The following is a 14,822-nucleotide window of genomic DNA, read 5'->3' as shown; positions in this document are numbered from 1 at the left end:
TGCCTATTTTATCCGGAAATTGGCCGCCTTTGGCGCAAAAGGCCAAAACTGCGACAGCAAAACCGCAACCGCCTGAGGGAAATTTTGCCAAAATATAACATTATCCGGCATAAAGCCTATGGGCTATTTCAGCCTGACAAGCAGCCGCTCCAAGGTTTTCAGCGTTGATATATCGGCTAAACCGTCCACTTTTTGCCGGCGAAACCGGCGTTGAAAGGCTTGTGTCACCCATTCCGTCTGCTTGTCAAACACCCCATTGACACAAATATTATAACCGTAATGCGCCAGCCTTGACTGAAACTCAGCAACAGCCCGGCCTTTTGCCCCCAGGCCGAGAATAGTGCCGCCATTCATTGTGACAGGGCTGGGCGGCACATAAAGGCCAATGCCTGCCTGTGCTATTTTTCGCCATGGAAAATTTTCTCCCGGGTCAGTTTTCCGCTCAGGCGCAACATCGCTATGCGCCAAAATATAAGCCGGCTTTATACCTTTATGGCGGGCGAGAATATTATGCGCCAGGGCAATTAGCCCGGCAATTTGCACAGCAGGGTAAGGCTTTAATGCCGGCGCACCGGGATAAGCGATTTCAATGCCGATAGAGCAGGAATTTATATCGCGCTCACCGCGCCAATAGGCCACACCCGCATGCCAGGCGCGTTTGCTTTCGGGCACAAATTGCACTATTGCGCCGTCTTCACGCACCAGATAATGCGCAGAAACCTGAGATTGCGGGTCGGTCAGGCGGCGTTCGGCCTCTTCTGCCGTTTTCATGCCGGTATAATGCATAATCAGCATAGAGACCCGGCTGCCCGCCCGCCTGTCGTCAAAATTGGGCGAAGGGCGGATTTGGGCACCGGCATAATCCGCCATAAAGGCCGATCGCCCGTGCCCGGCCGCCTTTGTCCTGCCGGCTCTATTCTCTGTCATCAGCTTTTCTCCCGCCCGGGGCAGTCAAGGCTCGGCCCGTTTCTTATCTTTAAGCCGCAATTTCAGGGTTTACCGCCAGGAGAAAAAGACCGGGCAAAAGCTCTTTGCGCCGCTGCTGCTGCCGCTTGCCCGGCTATAGCGGCCTGTGCCCCGCTCTGGCCGCCGGCGCGCGCCGCCGCCTCAGCATCTTGCTGCGCCTGCGCAATTACCTGCTGTCGCCTGACCGCGCTCATGCGGGCAAAAACCGGCGGCAATTCCGGCAATTTAGACGCCGCCCCTTGCCCTGAAAGGCCGCCAATGCCACCCGCCTGCCCGGTATTTGTCTTTGCTGCTCTATCCAATATTCCGCCCGGAAGACCAAACAACCAAAAAACGCCGCTAATTGCGAGTAGTACCATAATAAACAGCCCCAAAAGCCGCCCGCTCCGATTTTTTTTCATCAAGAATCGCCCAAATTCTTCATACAGCTATTTTCTAAAACAGCGCAAGGCAGTATAATCCCCTTTTCGGCCAGGAGACAATGCCGTAATTGTACCCGGGAAAGGTAAAGTGTGAATCCTGCGTTTTCGTTTTTTTTAAAGCCTTATTGGCTGAAATTTACTTGTATCCTGCTTCTGCCGGCGGGCGGCAATGTGCTCTTTGCCCATAATTCTGCCGCCGGTGACAGCCAGATAGCGGCTATTATCGCGCAAGACAAGTTAAGACAGGCACAATCGACCATTTCTGCCCCCATAGCTGTAGCTGTGCCCACAGCCAAGCCTGTTTTTACGCCGGAGGCAGCAGCCGGGCCGGTGCCGGGCTTCTCTCTTATGCAGGGAGTAGAAGGCAGCGCTGCCTTTCCCCGCTTTGGCGACAGAAAGCCGCATATTTGGCTAAGCCGGCGCAAGCCGTGGCATTATGCCATACATGGCACCGATATTTCGCGCCATAATAAAACCATTGATTGGGGAGCAATGGCGCGCGGCCATGTTTCTTTTGTCTTTATCAAGGCAACGGAAGGCGGCGATCATACCGACCCTAATTTTGCCCAAAACTGGCAGGGCGCCAAAGCGGCGGGCATTGCCCGCGGTGCCTATCATTTTTATTATTTCTGCCGGCCGGTCAAAGACCAGTTACGCTGGTTTATCCGTAATGTGCCGAAAGATAAAACAGCCTTGCCGCCGGTGCTGGATATAGAGTGGAATCATAAATCCCCCACTTGCCGCCGCCGCCCCGCCCCGGCAGTGGTGCATAAAGATATGCGCATATTCCTGCAGGGGGTAGAAAAATATTACGGCAAAAAGCCGATTATTTATACAACAGTAGATTTTTTCTATGACAATAATTTGAGAATTTTCAGAACTTATCCTTTCTGGCTGCGTTCTGTTGCCGATCACCCCGATACGCGCTACAATAACCACCCTTGGCTGTTTTGGCAATATACGGGGACAGGGCGTGTTCCCGGCATTGTCGGTGATGCCGATATTAGCGTATTTGCCGGCAATGGCCGGCAGTGGCAGGACTGGCTGCAACATATAAGGCCATAAAGCGGGTGAGAAGAAGTGTATCTGAGCGCCGGCTTTCAAGTATATCCTGCTTTTGCAGGCGCTGGCCTGCTTTTTGGCAAAATTTTGCAGGAAATTCCGGAAATATGACCAGCAAAAGACAAAGCGCCATTGCCAAAGCGGTGGCCCGTTTTATCCCGCAGGCGCCGTTTTATGATGCCGAGGCTATTCGCAGCCGCGCAGCGCAAAAGCATTTGCGTAATCTGCCGCCGGATAAAGCTGTCTGGCTCACCATTATCGCCTATATCCGCCATATTTATACCGATTATGATGCCTTGCGTGATGAAAATTATGAAAGTGAGGCCGCGCGCTTTTTTGTCCGCAATGCCATTAACAGCAAATTGCAGCAATGGCGCGCCGGCCGCTTCTTAATGATTGAGGAAGCGCAAACCGCAGCGGATAAGGCGCCGGTTCACCGCGGCAAAAGCGGGCAGGAAAGAAAAATCTGAACCGGTAAACACGGTGCCGCCTTCATAACCGGCCGGGCATAATATGGCCGGCAACAGCCTCAAGGCCTGATTGGCACTATTTTAGTGTCAAGCCGCCTGATGCCTCGGTGTATCGCAGCTCGCTTCGTATTTTTCTGATTAACTATATCCGACCCAAAATTGGCCAAAGACCTATGCACATTGCGGTGTGCCCCGTATTTTGCATAGCTCACGCGCGCCTGTTCTTTGTCGCGCCCACCGCCCGCCAGGCCCCAAGCGCTGTTTGCACGGCTCATGCGCACCCCTGCGGTTTGACTCGTTTCTCCGGTTGGCTATATCCCGGGCAAAATTAAAGCGGCCACTGTTCCGGGTTGCGGCCTGACTGCCGCGGCCCGGCGGGCAAAAAGCGTACAAGCGCCCCTTTGCCGCCAATATTGGCGGCCTTCCCGCTTCCTAACGCGTCAGCGGCTTATAGGTGAAACGGCGCGGATTAACACTTTCCGCTCCCAAACGGCGGATTTTATCCGCCTCATAATCGGCAAAATTGCCCTCAAACCATTCCACCCGGCTATCACCTTCAAAAGCCAGCATATGCGTGGCCAGTCGATCCAGAAACATACGATCATGGCTGATAATTACGGCGCAACCGGCAAAATTTTCCAGCGCTTCTTCCAGCGCAGCCAATGTTTCCGTATCCAGATCATTGGTCGGCTCGTCCAGCAGCAGCACATTGCCGCCTTCTTTCAACATTTTGGCCAAATGCACGCGATTACGCTGCCCGCCGGAAAGATTGCCAAGTTTTTGCTGTTGGTCACTACCCTTGAAATTAAAGGCGCCGCAATAAGCGCGGCTGTTCATTTCATATTTGCCGAGTTTGATAATATCCTGCCCGGCAGAAATTTCTTCCCACACAGTTTTATCAGCGTGCAAATCATCGCGACTTTGGTCAACATAGCTTAAATGCACCGTCTCACCAAGGCGGATTATGCCTTTATCCGGCTTTTCCTGCCCGGTCAGCAGGCGAAACAAAGTCGTCTTGCCGGCACCATTGGCACCAATCACGCCGACAATACCGCCGGCCGGCAGTTTGAAACTTAAATTATCAATCAGCAGCCGGTCGCCATAGCCTTTGCTCAAGCCTTCCGCCTCAATCACCACCTGCCCCAGCCGCTCACCCACGGGGATAATAATCTGCGCCTCACCCGGGCGGCGCGCCTCAGCCGCCGCTACCAGCTCATCATAGGCTTTAACGCGCGCGCGTGATTTTGCCTGCCGCGCTTTGGGATTGGCGTTAATCCATTCACGCTCATGCTCCAGCGCTCTTTGCCGCGCTTCTTCTTCTCGCCCGGCCAAGGCCATACGCCTGGCTTTGGCGGCCAGATAAGCAGAATAATTGCCCTCATAGGGGTGGCCCCGGCCGCGATCCAGCTCTAAAATCCAGCCTGTAACATTATCCAGAAAATAGCGATCATGCGTAATAAGCAGCACCGCGCCTTTATAGTTGCGCAAATATTTTTCCAGCCAGGCGGTAGTTTCAGCGTCCAGATGATTGGTCGGTTCGTCCAGCAGCAGCAAATCCGGCTGTGACAGCAGCAGGCGGCATAAAGCAGTGCGGCGCTTTTCCCCGCCGGAAAGGCTCGCTACTTCCGCCTCAGGCGGCGGGCAGCGCAAAGCCTCCATGGCCATTTCCACCTGAGCGTCTAGATCCCATAAATTCCGGCTGTCAATAATATCCTGAAGTCTGGCACCTTCCTCGGCCGTTTCGTCAGAATAATTCATCATCAGCTCATTATAGCGATCAAGAATCGCTTTTTTATCGGCCACGCCTTCCATGACATTTTCGCGCACAGTCCTGCCGGCTTTCAGCTCCGGCTCCTGCGGCAAATAGCCGCAAGCAGCACCTTCGGCCAGCCACGCCTCGCCGGTATAATCTTTATCCAGCCCGGCCATAATGCGCAAAATGGTGGATTTCCCGGCGCCATTCGGCCCCAAAATGCCGATTTTGGCATCAGGGTAAAAAGACAAATGAATATTTTCCAATATTTTTTTGCTGCCGAAGGCTTTATACAAGCCTTCCATATGATAAATAAACTGACGCGCCATAGCTTTGATTGTGAACCTGTTTGAGATAAGGTGACCCGGCAGCCAAATAACCGGGTGCAAGCCGGGCAAAATAAAGCAGAAGCCTTGGCCGTTCAAGCTTTTTTTGCCGCTTTGCGGCGATAATAGCTTAAAGGCGGCGCGATAAACGGCTCTGGGAGAGAGCACATGCCGCAGCCTTTAAGCCACGCGCAGAGGGAAGCCGCGCAAGATTTTTTGCGGCGGCTGATCAGGGCCGGCTATGCGCCTGAAGACAGGCGGCGCGCACACGGCCTGACAGCAAATTTATCGGCTAAATTGCGGCTACAGGTCTTGAAAATACGGCTTTATTATGAAAGATTGCGCCTTGGCAGCGATGTAACCAGCCCGTATCTTTATAAAAAACAGTTCTATTTACAGCAAAAAAAGGCAGATTTCCACCGCTTCTTCCCGCCTTTAAATATTGGGCAATGGCTGGGACTTCTTGCTTCTTTTGATAAAAAAATATAATAAAAACCCATTATGGCAAAATATTAACGGCTTTTGCTTGCCCCCGGCAGTAAAATTGCGCCTAATCGCCCTGATTATGCTTTACTTGTTTTACATAGACCTGCTTTTATGGCATTTTGCCGGAGATGTGCTGTGAGGGCGGGAGTGATGAGCAGCCAAGGCCGCGGCCGGGCAGGAAAGCAGACTTATTATTGCCTGTCACGAGTGACGAGGCCGGAATGAGGTTACAAGCCGCTTATGATATTATCAGTTCTTATTCCCTGTAAAAATGAGGCGGAAAATCTGGATTTTCTGCTTGATGAAATTATGGCGGCCCTGCACGGGCGCCGTTTTGAAATTATTCTTATTGATGACGGCTCAACCGATAATATCTATGACCTTATCCGCGGCAAAGCTTTAAGCGGCGCGCCGATACGCTATATTCGCCACGACAAATCAGCCGGCAAGGGAGCCGCCCTGCGCACCGGCCTTTATGCAGCAAAAGGCGATATTATTTTAACCATTGACGGTGATGGCCAAAATGACCCGGTTTACCTGCCGCAACTGGCCGATGCGCTGGCGGCAGCCGGGCCGCAATGCGGCATTGCCTGCGGTCAGCGGCAGAGCCGCACAGATTCTGCCGCCAAGCAATATGCTTCGCGCTTTGCCAACAGGCTGCGGCAAAAATTATTGCATGATAATACGCGTGATACGGCTTGCGGTCTGAAAGCCGTTTATACCCATATTTTCCGGCGTTTGCCGTTTTTTGAAAACTGGCAGCGTTACTTCCCCGCTTTGGTCAAGCGTGAAGGATATACTGCCACGCATATTGATGTTATTGACCGGCCACGCCGTTTCGGCCAATCCAAATATGGTATTTTTGACCGCGGCCTGGCCGGCATTGCCGATCTTGCCGGTGTTTGCTGGCTTATGCGGCGGGGGAAGATTTTGCCCAAAGCAGAAGAGACAGCCATGAGCGCGGCAAAAGCAAAAGCGGATAAAACAGCGCCTTAGGCAAAACAGGGTCAAGCGATAAATAGATAAAGGATAAGAGCATTTTATTATGACGCAATTTGCGCAAAATCTGGCGGATTGGCTGCGGGAAGTTTTTCTTTCAGGCTGGGATAATTGGGCTATTTTGGGGCTTATTGGCCAATTATGCTTTACCATGCGCTTTGTTGTGCAATGGCTGGCGTCAGAATTGGCCAAAAAAAGTGTTGTGCCTTTCGCCTTTTGGATATTTTCGCTGATTGGCGGCAGCCTGTTACTGCTTTATTCCATTTATCTTAAAAATGCTGTTTTTATTTTGGGCAATAGTATCGGCTTTTGCGTTTATTTGCGCAATATCTGGCTTATTTATAATGAGCGAAAAGGCAAAAACAAACACAGCACCAAAGCCGCCTGATAATGGCCGCCCGGCAGCGCCGGCAGCCGTAAGACGGCGGTGTAACAGACTCCCATGCTTTGCTGCGCAATCTGGCTCTGACTGTCTACAGGATTCCGGCAGGCAAGCCTTATGCCGGTCAAAAGGTTCAGCCGGCAAGGAAGCAGGCAGCCGGCGGTCAGGCAGCGGCCGTGCCCCGGGGCAAGCGCCGGCACTATGCGGCGGGCCCGTATCGGTAAGCCAGCAGGCCTTATTTCAGGGCAAATATATATAATACAGCCGTTCGCTTTGTTGATTTTGCCCTTTTTGCAGGCGATAAGGCACAATAGCCAGGCGGGCGGGCGGCAGGCTGTGCCTGTCTATCCCCGCTGCGGTCATAATCGGTACCAGTTTTTGCGGCAATTCCGGTGTATTTTTCCACAAAACAACCAATGGCCGCTGCAAGCGCTCGGCGGCAAAAGGCGTCTCAGTAAACAGGGTTTTTATCTGCGGGTTAATAAGCCGCAAATTGCCGGCATAAAACGGATCCGGCGCCAGCAGGGCGGCAATAGGCCCATTAGCGCTCAAGCCGGCATAAAGTGCCGGATAATCCAGATTTTGTATCGGCAATTTTGTTTTACCCTCACGCGCTTTTTTTGCTTTGCCCCTGCCGTTCACTGTTTTTGTCTTACACGAGCCGCCGCAGGCCAGCCTGTCCGATCCCACTCCGCTCCCGCGGGCATTATCTGTTTCGCCCGCGCCGCCCACAGCCAACCCGCGGGCATAGAGATTGGCATAAAGCATTGGCGGCACAATCAAGGCTGCCGCCAGCCCCAAAAGGCCGAAAGCGCGGGCCGCCCGGCCGGAAATATCCAGCCGCGCCAGCCATAAAGCAGCATAAGGCGGCGCCAGAAACAAAACAGGCTGCAACCAGCGATCCTTAATATGGGTAGCGCCGGAAAACAGCACCATAAGCGCACAAACTGCCAAAGCGCACAATAAAACGACCTGCAAAAACCGCATGGCGGCCTGAATATTACCCTGATTTATCGCCGCCATAAAGCCCGCCGGGTCAGGCATATTTTCTGCCGCCGGCCTGCCGCCCGCCGAGGCGGGCATCTTGCCCATTGCCCGCTGGTCGGATTCATCGCCGGCGTCTGGCTGCCACAGGCCGGCCTGTCCAGCCGCACGGCCTGCGGCCCGTTGCTCGCCTGCCGGATTCCTCGCCGGCACTTTGCTGCCACAGGCCGGCCTGTCCAGCCGCACGGCCTGCGGCACATTGCCCGCCCGCCGCCGGCGCTGCCACCAAATAATCAGGCTGAGAATAGCGGCAGCTATTAAAGCCGGCAGCACAAAGGCAAGGCCGGCACGCACCAAATCCAGCAAACCTTCAACACGCTCGATAAACCAGTTTTCACCCTGCCCGGCACGAAATTTTACTGCCCGCTCCACCACGCCTCCGGGGTGCAAAACCATAAAAACCAGTGCCGGCGCCATTAAAGCTAAGGCCGCTGCCACCGCTGCAACAAAATACCGCGTCAACAAGGCCCGGCGCACGGCGCGCAAGAAAAAACCGCTCATAAACAAAGCAGCAATAAAAATCAGACCATTATATTTGCCCAAAACCGCGGCTGTAATCGCCACAGCCAGGCTGAAAGCGCGTTTATAACCGGGCTTGTGCACAAACCAGATAAAAGCGGCAAAACTCCAGGCCGAACCGGCCGTGCCCAAGACGGAATGAATCAAAGCGCGCTGCGATTCCCAGCCGATCTGCGGCAATAAAAACATGGAAAGACAGGCAAAAGCCGCCAAAGGCCGCGCTATTTGCAACAGGCGCAAACCAAGATAAACCGCAAAAAAGCTTGAACCTAACAGGCTGAAGCGCAAAAATTGCAGCACGGTAAAATGAAGGCCGAAAATTGCGGTCAGACCATAAGCCAGCCAGGTATAAAGCGGCGGTTGCGACCCGCCATAGCCCCAGTTCCAAAAGCTTAGATTAGAAATCAGCTCAGCATCATCAAGCCCTGCGCCCAAAGAGATAAAACTGACAAAACAGGCCTCAAACAGGAAATAGGCAATGAGAAAAATAAAAAAATACCCATTTCCCCGCGCTGTTTTATGCTTTGCTGCCATAATCAGCCTTTCCCTTTACCGGCACAGGTCGCTGCCGCTTTGCCGGGCAAAGCAGCCTCCCCACCCTCTCCCGGCAGAATGATAATTCCGCCTCCTTAAGCAAAATCCCGATCCCGGCCGCCTGATATTGGTAATCCAGGTTTCAGGTTTGATAATTTTAACCAGACTGATGATAAAACCAAAAACCAGAGCGGCCGGGCAAAAACAAACGCCAAAATCAGGTAAAGGCCAGGCTGAAACAGCCGTAACTGCCCGGCTCTGCCTCCGCAGGCCAAAAACGGCAGCACCATTGCCGCCGGCTCACTGAAACAGATTATCGCCAGGCTGCCCCGGAACCTCATTGCCGGAAACCCCTTCATAATTCCCTCTCTTTGTGATTCCGCCGCTCCGGCCGGAACAAGGCATAAGCCCCAGGAGCGCCGATACAAGGTGTTTCTCCAGCAACCGACCGGGTATATAACAGCATAATACCGGCACAAGCTTGCAAAAGCATAAGCCACAAGCCCGCAAAAGCCCGGCAGCAGCGCAGGCCTTATGATAGAGCATGAGAATGTCAGGCGCAAGGCGCGGCATAGCCACAACAAACCGGTCGCGATACAAGACAGAGCCCGCTCGGCAGGGCTGCAACAACCGGCCGCAATACACCGGATAATAAATAACCGCCGCCGGCCGGGACAAAGAAATTACCGCCAAAACACCGCCTCTATGCCGTATTTCCTCTCGCAGCAGGCAACCACCGGCAGGCAGCAGTAAAACCACTGCCAGGCCGCCTTGCCGGCGTAAATTGCGACAGTGTAACGCCCCACCTGTCGGAAAACCGATAATGAATCAGCGCCGCTCTGCCGTGCCGGATAAACAAAACCTAGCTGCCCGCAACCGGCGGGCGGCCGACAGAATAATATTTCACCCCGCGCACCGCCATTTCTTCCAGAGAATAGAGATTGCGCATATCCAGCAAAACATCACCTTCCATCGCCTGCCGTAATTGCTGGAAATCCAAATGACGATATATATCCCATTCGGTCATAATAACGCTCACCCCCGCACCTTTTGCTGCTTCATAAGGGCTGTCGCAACATTGCACAGCAGGAAACAGCGCTTGCGCCGCCTTCATCGCCTGCGGATCATGCAGGCGCACTGTCAGCCCTTTTTCCAACAAAGCAGCAATGACATCAATGGCCGGGCTTTCCCTTATATCGTCTGTATCGGCCTTAAAGGCACAGCCGAAAACCGCAACCAGTTTTGTCTGCGCCGCATCAGCCGCGGCGATAATACGGTGAGCCGTCTGCTGCCGCCGTTCATGATTGATTTCTATCAGATTTTCCACCAGTTTTTGCGGCGCGCCGGCCTTGTTGCCGGTGGCGGCAAAAGCCAATGTATCCTTGGGGAAGCATGAGCCGCCAAAGCCCGGCCCGGCCTGCAAAAAAGCACTGCCAATGCGCTTGTCCAGGCCGATAGCTTTGGCAACTTCATCAATATTGCCGCCCAGTTTTTCGCATAAATCCGCTACCTGATTGATAAAGGTCAATTTCAGCGCCAAAAAGGCATTGGCGGCATATTTTATCATTTCGGCATTTTCCGGCGTGGTAATAATAATCGGAATATTGCGGCTTGCCAAAGGCGCATAAATTTGCACCAGAACCTCATGCGCGCGATTATCGCCCGCCTTCACGCCGATAACCACCCGGTCAGGCGCAGTAAAATCAGCCACGGCCTGGCCCTCGCGCAAAAATTCCGGATTGGAGGCCAGCGAAAAATCCAGATCAGGGCGCAAAACGGCAATTTTTTCCCGCAAAGCAGCATTAGTCCCCACCAGCACAGTGGATTTGATCGCAATAACAACACCTTGTTTGCAATGGGGGACAAGCTGCTCAATCGCCGTATTGATATAATACATATCCGCCTCGCCGCTTTTATCGCGTGAGGGCGTGCCGACAGCCAGCAAAATACTATCGGCTTCGGCAATAATTGCCGCCATATTTGTAGAAAAAGCCAAACGCTGCGCCGCAATATTGCGCTGCAAAATTTCCGCCAGCCCCGGTTCGTAAAATATTGATTCCCCTCGATTTAAGGCGGCGACAAGATCGGCATTTGTATCAATGCAGGTAACCTGAAAGCCAAAATCAGCCAGACAGGCGCCCGACACCAAACCAACATAACCTGTGCCGATTACGGCAATACGCATTTTTAATTCCTTTACAGCAAACCGGTTTTGCGCCGGCAATATTTCCGGGCCGGCAGCGGCAACCAAATCAGGCACCGCCTATCTTTATCCCAGATTCGAAATTTATTGTAAACTTCTTACCCTTTATACAGATTTTTTCGCCGATTAAAACCTGAAAACATGCAGTCTTCAGCCTGAATGCAGCAAAAAGCAGAGAGATATTTATGGCCGGCGGGCAAAAAACAGATGAAGCGCTGATTATTATTGATGTGCAGAATGATTTTTGCGCCGGCGGCGCGCTGGCTGCAGGGGGTGATAATGCCTTTATCGACAAAATCAATCGCCTGACAGAAACCTGTGACAACATTATTTTAACGCAGGACTGGCACCCTGCCGGTCATGTCAGCTTTGCCGCCGCACATGCAGGAAAAGCCGCTTATGACACTGTGGAAACAGCGGCCGGGCGACAGATTTTATGGCCGACACATTGCCTGGCCGGCACTGAAGGCGCCGCCTTCCACCCGGCTTTGCGGCAGGACAAGGCCGCTCTCATTATCCGCAAGGGCACCTGCCGCGATTATGACGCTCTTTCTGCCTTTTGCGACACGAGCGGCAGGCCGACAGGGCTTGCCGGCTTTTTGCGCGAGCGCGGCTTTGAAAAACTGAGCTTTTGCGGCCTGATGACAGATTTTTGCGTCAGCTGCTCAGCGCTGGACGCAGTAAAAGCGGGGTTTAAAGCGCGGGTAGCGCTGGCGGCCTGCCAGGCGATAGATATTAACGGCTCTTATGCACGCGCTTTAACTATTATGCGCCGGAACGGCGTAGAATTGGGGCTGCTGGCCTGAGCGGGTTTTGCCTTTGCTATTATTCCGCCCTGCCTGTTTTAGCCTTGCTGCTGTCGCGCCTGTACCGCAGGGAGGATATATAGCCCGCGCCGATAAACAAAGCGCCGATAAGGCCGGTTATCGCCTCCGGCACGGAGAACAGAATTTGCCCATACATCAGCAAAGCCAGCGCCAGAATAGCATAAAAAGCGCCATGCTCCAAATAGCGGTAGCGCAGCAGATTTTGCCGGGCGACAAGCATAATAGTCAGGGAACGGACATAAAAAGCGCCAATGCCCAAACCAATGGCAATAATAAAAATATTGTCGGAAAGGGCAAAAGCGCCAATCACACCGTCAAAAGAAAAAGCGGCGTCCAACACTTCCAGATACAGAAAAGCACCTAAACCGGCTTTTTTCAGGGCGTTGACTTCCTCTTTGCTTTTGTCAAGAAAAGCGCCTAAAGCCCCCAGCCCGATATAGGTCAGCAGCCCGTAAAGTGCTGCGGTCATAAAAGCCGTCTGTTCTCCCTCTGCCATAAAAGAGGAAAAAAATATAATAATCAGAATAGTAATGGCTGTTTCCACTCCGCGGGCTTTGGCCATTTTTTGTGCCCCGGTTTCAATCAGCTTTATCCAATGCGTATCTTTATTACTGTCAAAAAAGAAGCTCAGCCCGACCATGAGCAAAAATGTGCCGCCAAAAGCGGCAATGCTCAAATGCGCCTCGGCCATAATATGGGCGTAATCCTGCGGCCGGAACAAAGCCAGCCTGAAGGCGGCAAACGGGTTAATATGCGCTGCCGCCGCCACAATAAGCAGGGGAAAAACAATGCGCATGCCGAAAACGGCAATAATAATGCCCCAGCTTAAAAAGCGCCGCTGCCAGGGCTCAGCCATATCACGCAAAATACGCGCATTGACAATGGCATTATCAAAAGAAAGCGAAATTTCCAGCACTGCCAGAACTGCGGCAATAAACAAAAAGCGCCCGGCACCAAACCAATGGCCGGTATAAAACCAGCCAAGAGCCGCGGCCATTGCCAGCCCCAGCGCAGTAAAGAAAAAAGCAGGGCGAAAATAACCGGCAATAGCCAAGGGAAAAGCTCCGTAAAACAGTTATAAGACTGAGCATATAGCGCAAAAATGCAATAAATCCTATAGGCCGCAATTCGCGGCCGCATGATTTTGCCGGCCCTATTGCCGCCGCCAGGCCGGCCATAGGGCTTTGGCCGGCAATATTATCGGCACGGAAGCAGCCTTTAATCCCCCCGCGGGGGAATGCGGAGAAATATTTGCCGGCCAAAGCCCGTGCCGATATTTTGCGGCGTGTTGCGCAATAGAGACAAATTAAAGGAACAATCAAGGCTGAATTTATCATAAATCCACCCATAAAGCAGCCGTGAAAAAGCAGCAAATACAGGCAAAGAGGAAAACAGAACTGAGGCAGAATTATTCTTGCCCCGGACATTACCGGCAGACTGAGATAAAACAGGCAAAGACTGAAAGAAATGTGCATAACAGAAAATAGCCATTAGGCAGGCTTGCAGTTATGTATTACAATTTCGGGTTCTTTCGCCTCTCAACCATCTACAAAACTTCCCTGTTTGAGGAGAGTTTGATGCCCGCTTCCCCCAGATATAAATCTGTTGCCGCCTATAATCACGGCGCCATGCTGCTGCACTGGCTGATGGCTTTTCTGCTTGTCTGGCAGTTGGTCTTCGGCTATTTGATGCGGCATACGCATTCTTTACCGGAGTCTTTTATTCCCGTTTCCTGGCAGATACACAAGACATTCGGCGTTCTTGTTCTGCTGCTGGCGCTTATGCGCCTTGCCTGGCGTTTTCTCTACAAGCCGCCGGCGGATCTGCCAATAGGCAAAGCAGAAAAAGCGGCAACGCAAATTGTCACTTTCCTGTTTTACGCCCTGATGATTCTGGTGCCGTTGCTCGGCTGGGCGATAGTTTCTACTTCGTCCAGAAATATACCCACTTTATTATTTGGCAATCCGCATCTTGTCTGGCCGCCTTTGCCGCCGCAATTCGTGTTTATCTCTCACTCTCAGGCCGAGCAGGCGCATACTGTGCTGGCTTACAGCTTTATCTTTTTATTATTCCTGCATATATGCGGCGCTTTAAAGCACCAGTTTTACGACCATATGCCGATGATAGCGCGCATGGTGCCAGGCCACATTTTACAGGCTCAAAAAGCGGGGAAATCAGCTTTTCTGCTGCTGTTTCTGGCTGTTTTCTGTCTGGCCGCCGTGATGATTTATTTCGGCTTTGTCGGCACACAGCAGGAGGGTTTGGCAGATGCTGCTGCCCGGGCAGCAGCCGCAACCGGTTTTGGCAATGCCGGTCAGGCGGCGGATTATAGGTAATCTTCTGCCGCTGGCGCAATGAAGTTTCCGGCACGCTGGAAAACGGCATTATCGGCGCCGGGCAGGTCAGTGTCTGCTTTGACCCGGAAGCGGAAAAACCAGGTGAATTTATCTATGTTAAAATACACCTTATTGCTTGTAGAAAGCCGTCCAGAACGATTTGAACCGGCAGCCAAATGGAAATAGCCAGGATCCGTTCCGCCGCGCCCGTAAAACAGCAACAGGCCGCAAGCGGGGTTCTGAAGCAATGGAGAGCAAAGAGATTGGCAGCGTCCCGGCCCGCGCGGCCTGAGAGCTTCTGATTGTTCAGCTTCCGGCTCTCAGGCCGGTGAGAGAAGCAGGGAAAGAGGCGGAGCGGGGCAAAGCGGGCATGCGTCAGGCAGCATAAGCGAGCAGGTCAGGCCATAAAGAGCCAAAGGCCGCACTGTTTCGGCTGACATTAATTCTCTATTACGAATCAGGGGCAAGATTGCCGGCGCTAAAGGTCATTGTT

Annotated in this window: 13 protein-coding genes; 7 read left to right on the top strand and 6 right to left on the bottom strand. The window is 52.8% G+C overall.

The genetic code is table 11. From position 1 onward, the window contains the following. Positions 1-123: 123 nt before the first annotated feature. Together DPQ22_RS02165 and DPQ22_RS02160 are read right to left on the bottom strand one after the other, a co-directional pair. Positions 124-870, bottom strand: a complete 747-nt coding sequence (locus DPQ22_RS02165) for a peptidoglycan recognition protein family protein (protein WP_190323100.1) — start codon at positions 868-870, stop codon at positions 124-126. Positions 871-989: 119 nt separating this feature from the next. Beyond that, positions 990-1,367 carry a hypothetical protein gene (locus tag DPQ22_RS02160; protein WP_150212944.1) on the bottom strand — a complete coding sequence of 126 codons (378 nt, stop codon included), beginning with the start codon at positions 1,365-1,367 and terminating at the stop codon, positions 990-992. A 351-nt stretch (positions 1,368-1,718) separates the two neighbouring features. Between DPQ22_RS02160 and DPQ22_RS02155 the strand changes: the two genes are divergently transcribed. Together DPQ22_RS02155 and DPQ22_RS02150 are read left to right on the top strand one after the other, a co-directional pair. Next, on the top strand, positions 1,719-2,453 hold the full coding sequence (locus tag DPQ22_RS02155; protein WP_320411411.1) for a glycoside hydrolase family 25 protein: 735 nt from the start codon (positions 1,719-1,721) through the stop codon (positions 2,451-2,453). A 104-nt stretch (positions 2,454-2,557) separates the two neighbouring features. After that, the gene (locus DPQ22_RS02150) at positions 2,558-2,920 is read left to right on the top strand and encodes a DUF2293 domain-containing protein (protein WP_150212943.1); all 363 of its coding nucleotides are present in this window, start codon (positions 2,558-2,560) and stop codon (positions 2,918-2,920) included. Positions 2,921-3,352: 432 nt separating this feature from the next. Here DPQ22_RS02150 and ettA read toward each other — a convergent pair whose 3' ends face one another. Next, positions 3,353-5,002, bottom strand: coding sequence for an energy-dependent translational throttle protein EttA (gene ettA / locus DPQ22_RS02145; protein WP_150212942.1), 1,650 nt, complete (start codon positions 5,000-5,002; stop codon positions 3,353-3,355). Positions 5,003-5,167: 165 nt separating this feature from the next. On the opposite strand from ettA, the gene DPQ22_RS02140 reads away from it, so the two are divergent. The 3 genes from DPQ22_RS02140 (at position 5,168) to DPQ22_RS02130 (ending at position 6,872) form a co-directional block, all read left to right on the top strand. Then, positions 5,168-5,488 carry a hypothetical protein gene (locus DPQ22_RS02140; RefSeq protein ID WP_150212941.1) on the top strand — a complete coding sequence of 107 codons (321 nt, stop codon included), beginning with the start codon at positions 5,168-5,170 and terminating at the stop codon, positions 5,486-5,488. 237 nt (positions 5,489-5,725) lie between these two features. After that, entirely contained in the window at positions 5,726-6,481 is a 756-nt protein-coding gene (locus DPQ22_RS02135; protein ID WP_150212940.1) for a glycosyltransferase family 2 protein, read from the top strand. Positions 6,482-6,530: 49 nt separating this feature from the next. Continuing rightward, on the top strand, positions 6,531-6,872 hold the full coding sequence (locus DPQ22_RS02130) for a lipid-A-disaccharide synthase N-terminal domain-containing protein (RefSeq protein WP_150212939.1): 342 nt from the start codon (positions 6,531-6,533) through the stop codon (positions 6,870-6,872). Positions 6,873-7,106: 234 nt separating this feature from the next. Here the strand turns inward: DPQ22_RS02130 and DPQ22_RS02125 are convergent, their stop codons facing one another. Together DPQ22_RS02125 and DPQ22_RS02120 are read right to left on the bottom strand one after the other, a co-directional pair. Then, positions 7,107-8,963 (bottom strand): ArnT family glycosyltransferase, encoded by a 1,857-nt coding sequence (locus DPQ22_RS02125; protein WP_150212938.1) that lies wholly within the window; start codon positions 8,961-8,963, stop codon positions 7,107-7,109. Between the two features lie 862 nt (positions 8,964-9,825). Further along, positions 9,826-11,223, bottom strand: coding sequence for a UDP-glucose/GDP-mannose dehydrogenase family protein (locus tag DPQ22_RS02120; RefSeq protein WP_320411409.1), 1,398 nt, complete (start codon positions 11,221-11,223; stop codon positions 9,826-9,828). A gap of 128 nt (positions 11,224-11,351) precedes the next feature. Between DPQ22_RS02120 and DPQ22_RS02115 the strand changes: the two genes are divergently transcribed. Continuing rightward, complete coding sequence (locus DPQ22_RS02115) at positions 11,352-11,972, top strand: isochorismatase family protein (RefSeq protein ID WP_150212937.1); 621 nt, start codon at positions 11,352-11,354, stop codon at positions 11,970-11,972. Between the two features lie 19 nt (positions 11,973-11,991). Here DPQ22_RS02115 and DPQ22_RS02110 read toward each other — a convergent pair whose 3' ends face one another. Beyond that, the gene (locus tag DPQ22_RS02110; RefSeq protein WP_150212936.1) at positions 11,992-13,047 is read right to left on the bottom strand and encodes a DUF475 domain-containing protein; all 1,056 of its coding nucleotides are present in this window, start codon (positions 13,045-13,047) and stop codon (positions 11,992-11,994) included. A 454-nt stretch (positions 13,048-13,501) separates the two neighbouring features. Between DPQ22_RS02110 and DPQ22_RS02105 the strand changes: the two genes are divergently transcribed. Next, the gene (locus DPQ22_RS02105) at positions 13,502-14,329 is read left to right on the top strand and encodes a cytochrome b (RefSeq protein WP_150212935.1); all 828 of its coding nucleotides are present in this window, start codon (positions 13,502-13,504) and stop codon (positions 14,327-14,329) included. Positions 14,330-14,822 lie beyond the last annotated feature (493 nt).

This window comes from Candidatus Tokpelaia sp. (assembly GCF_008636115.1).
In the GTDB taxonomy this organism is placed as follows: Bacteria; Pseudomonadota; Alphaproteobacteria; order Rhizobiales; family Rhizobiaceae; genus QLZD01.
This window is presented reverse-complemented; position numbering and strand designations above follow the sequence as displayed.

Coding starts and splice junctions, on each gene's coding strand:
- DPQ22_RS02165 (WP_190323100.1), bottom strand. CDS start 870: ATGGCGGATTATGCCGGTGCCCAAATCCGCCCTTCGCCCAATTTTGAC.
- DPQ22_RS02160 (WP_150212944.1), bottom strand. CDS start 1,367: ATGAAAAAAAATCGGAGCGGGCGGCTTTTGGGGCTGTTTATTATGGTA.
- DPQ22_RS02150 (WP_150212943.1), top strand. CDS start 2,558: ATGACCAGCAAAAGACAAAGCGCCATTGCCAAAGCGGTGGCCCGTTTT.
- ettA (WP_150212942.1), bottom strand. CDS start 5,002: ATGGCGCGTCAGTTTATTTATCATATGGAAGGCTTGTATAAAGCCTTC.
- DPQ22_RS02140 (WP_150212941.1), top strand. CDS start 5,168: ATGCCGCAGCCTTTAAGCCACGCGCAGAGGGAAGCCGCGCAAGATTTT.
- DPQ22_RS02135 (WP_150212940.1), top strand. CDS start 5,726: ATGATATTATCAGTTCTTATTCCCTGTAAAAATGAGGCGGAAAATCTG.
- DPQ22_RS02130 (WP_150212939.1), top strand. CDS start 6,531: ATGACGCAATTTGCGCAAAATCTGGCGGATTGGCTGCGGGAAGTTTTT.
- DPQ22_RS02125 (WP_150212938.1), bottom strand. CDS start 8,963: ATGGCAGCAAAGCATAAAACAGCGCGGGGAAATGGGTATTTTTTTATT.
- DPQ22_RS02115 (WP_150212937.1), top strand. CDS start 11,352: ATGGCCGGCGGGCAAAAAACAGATGAAGCGCTGATTATTATTGATGTG.
- DPQ22_RS02105 (WP_150212935.1), top strand. CDS start 13,502: ATGTATTACAATTTCGGGTTCTTTCGCCTCTCAACCATCTACAAAACT.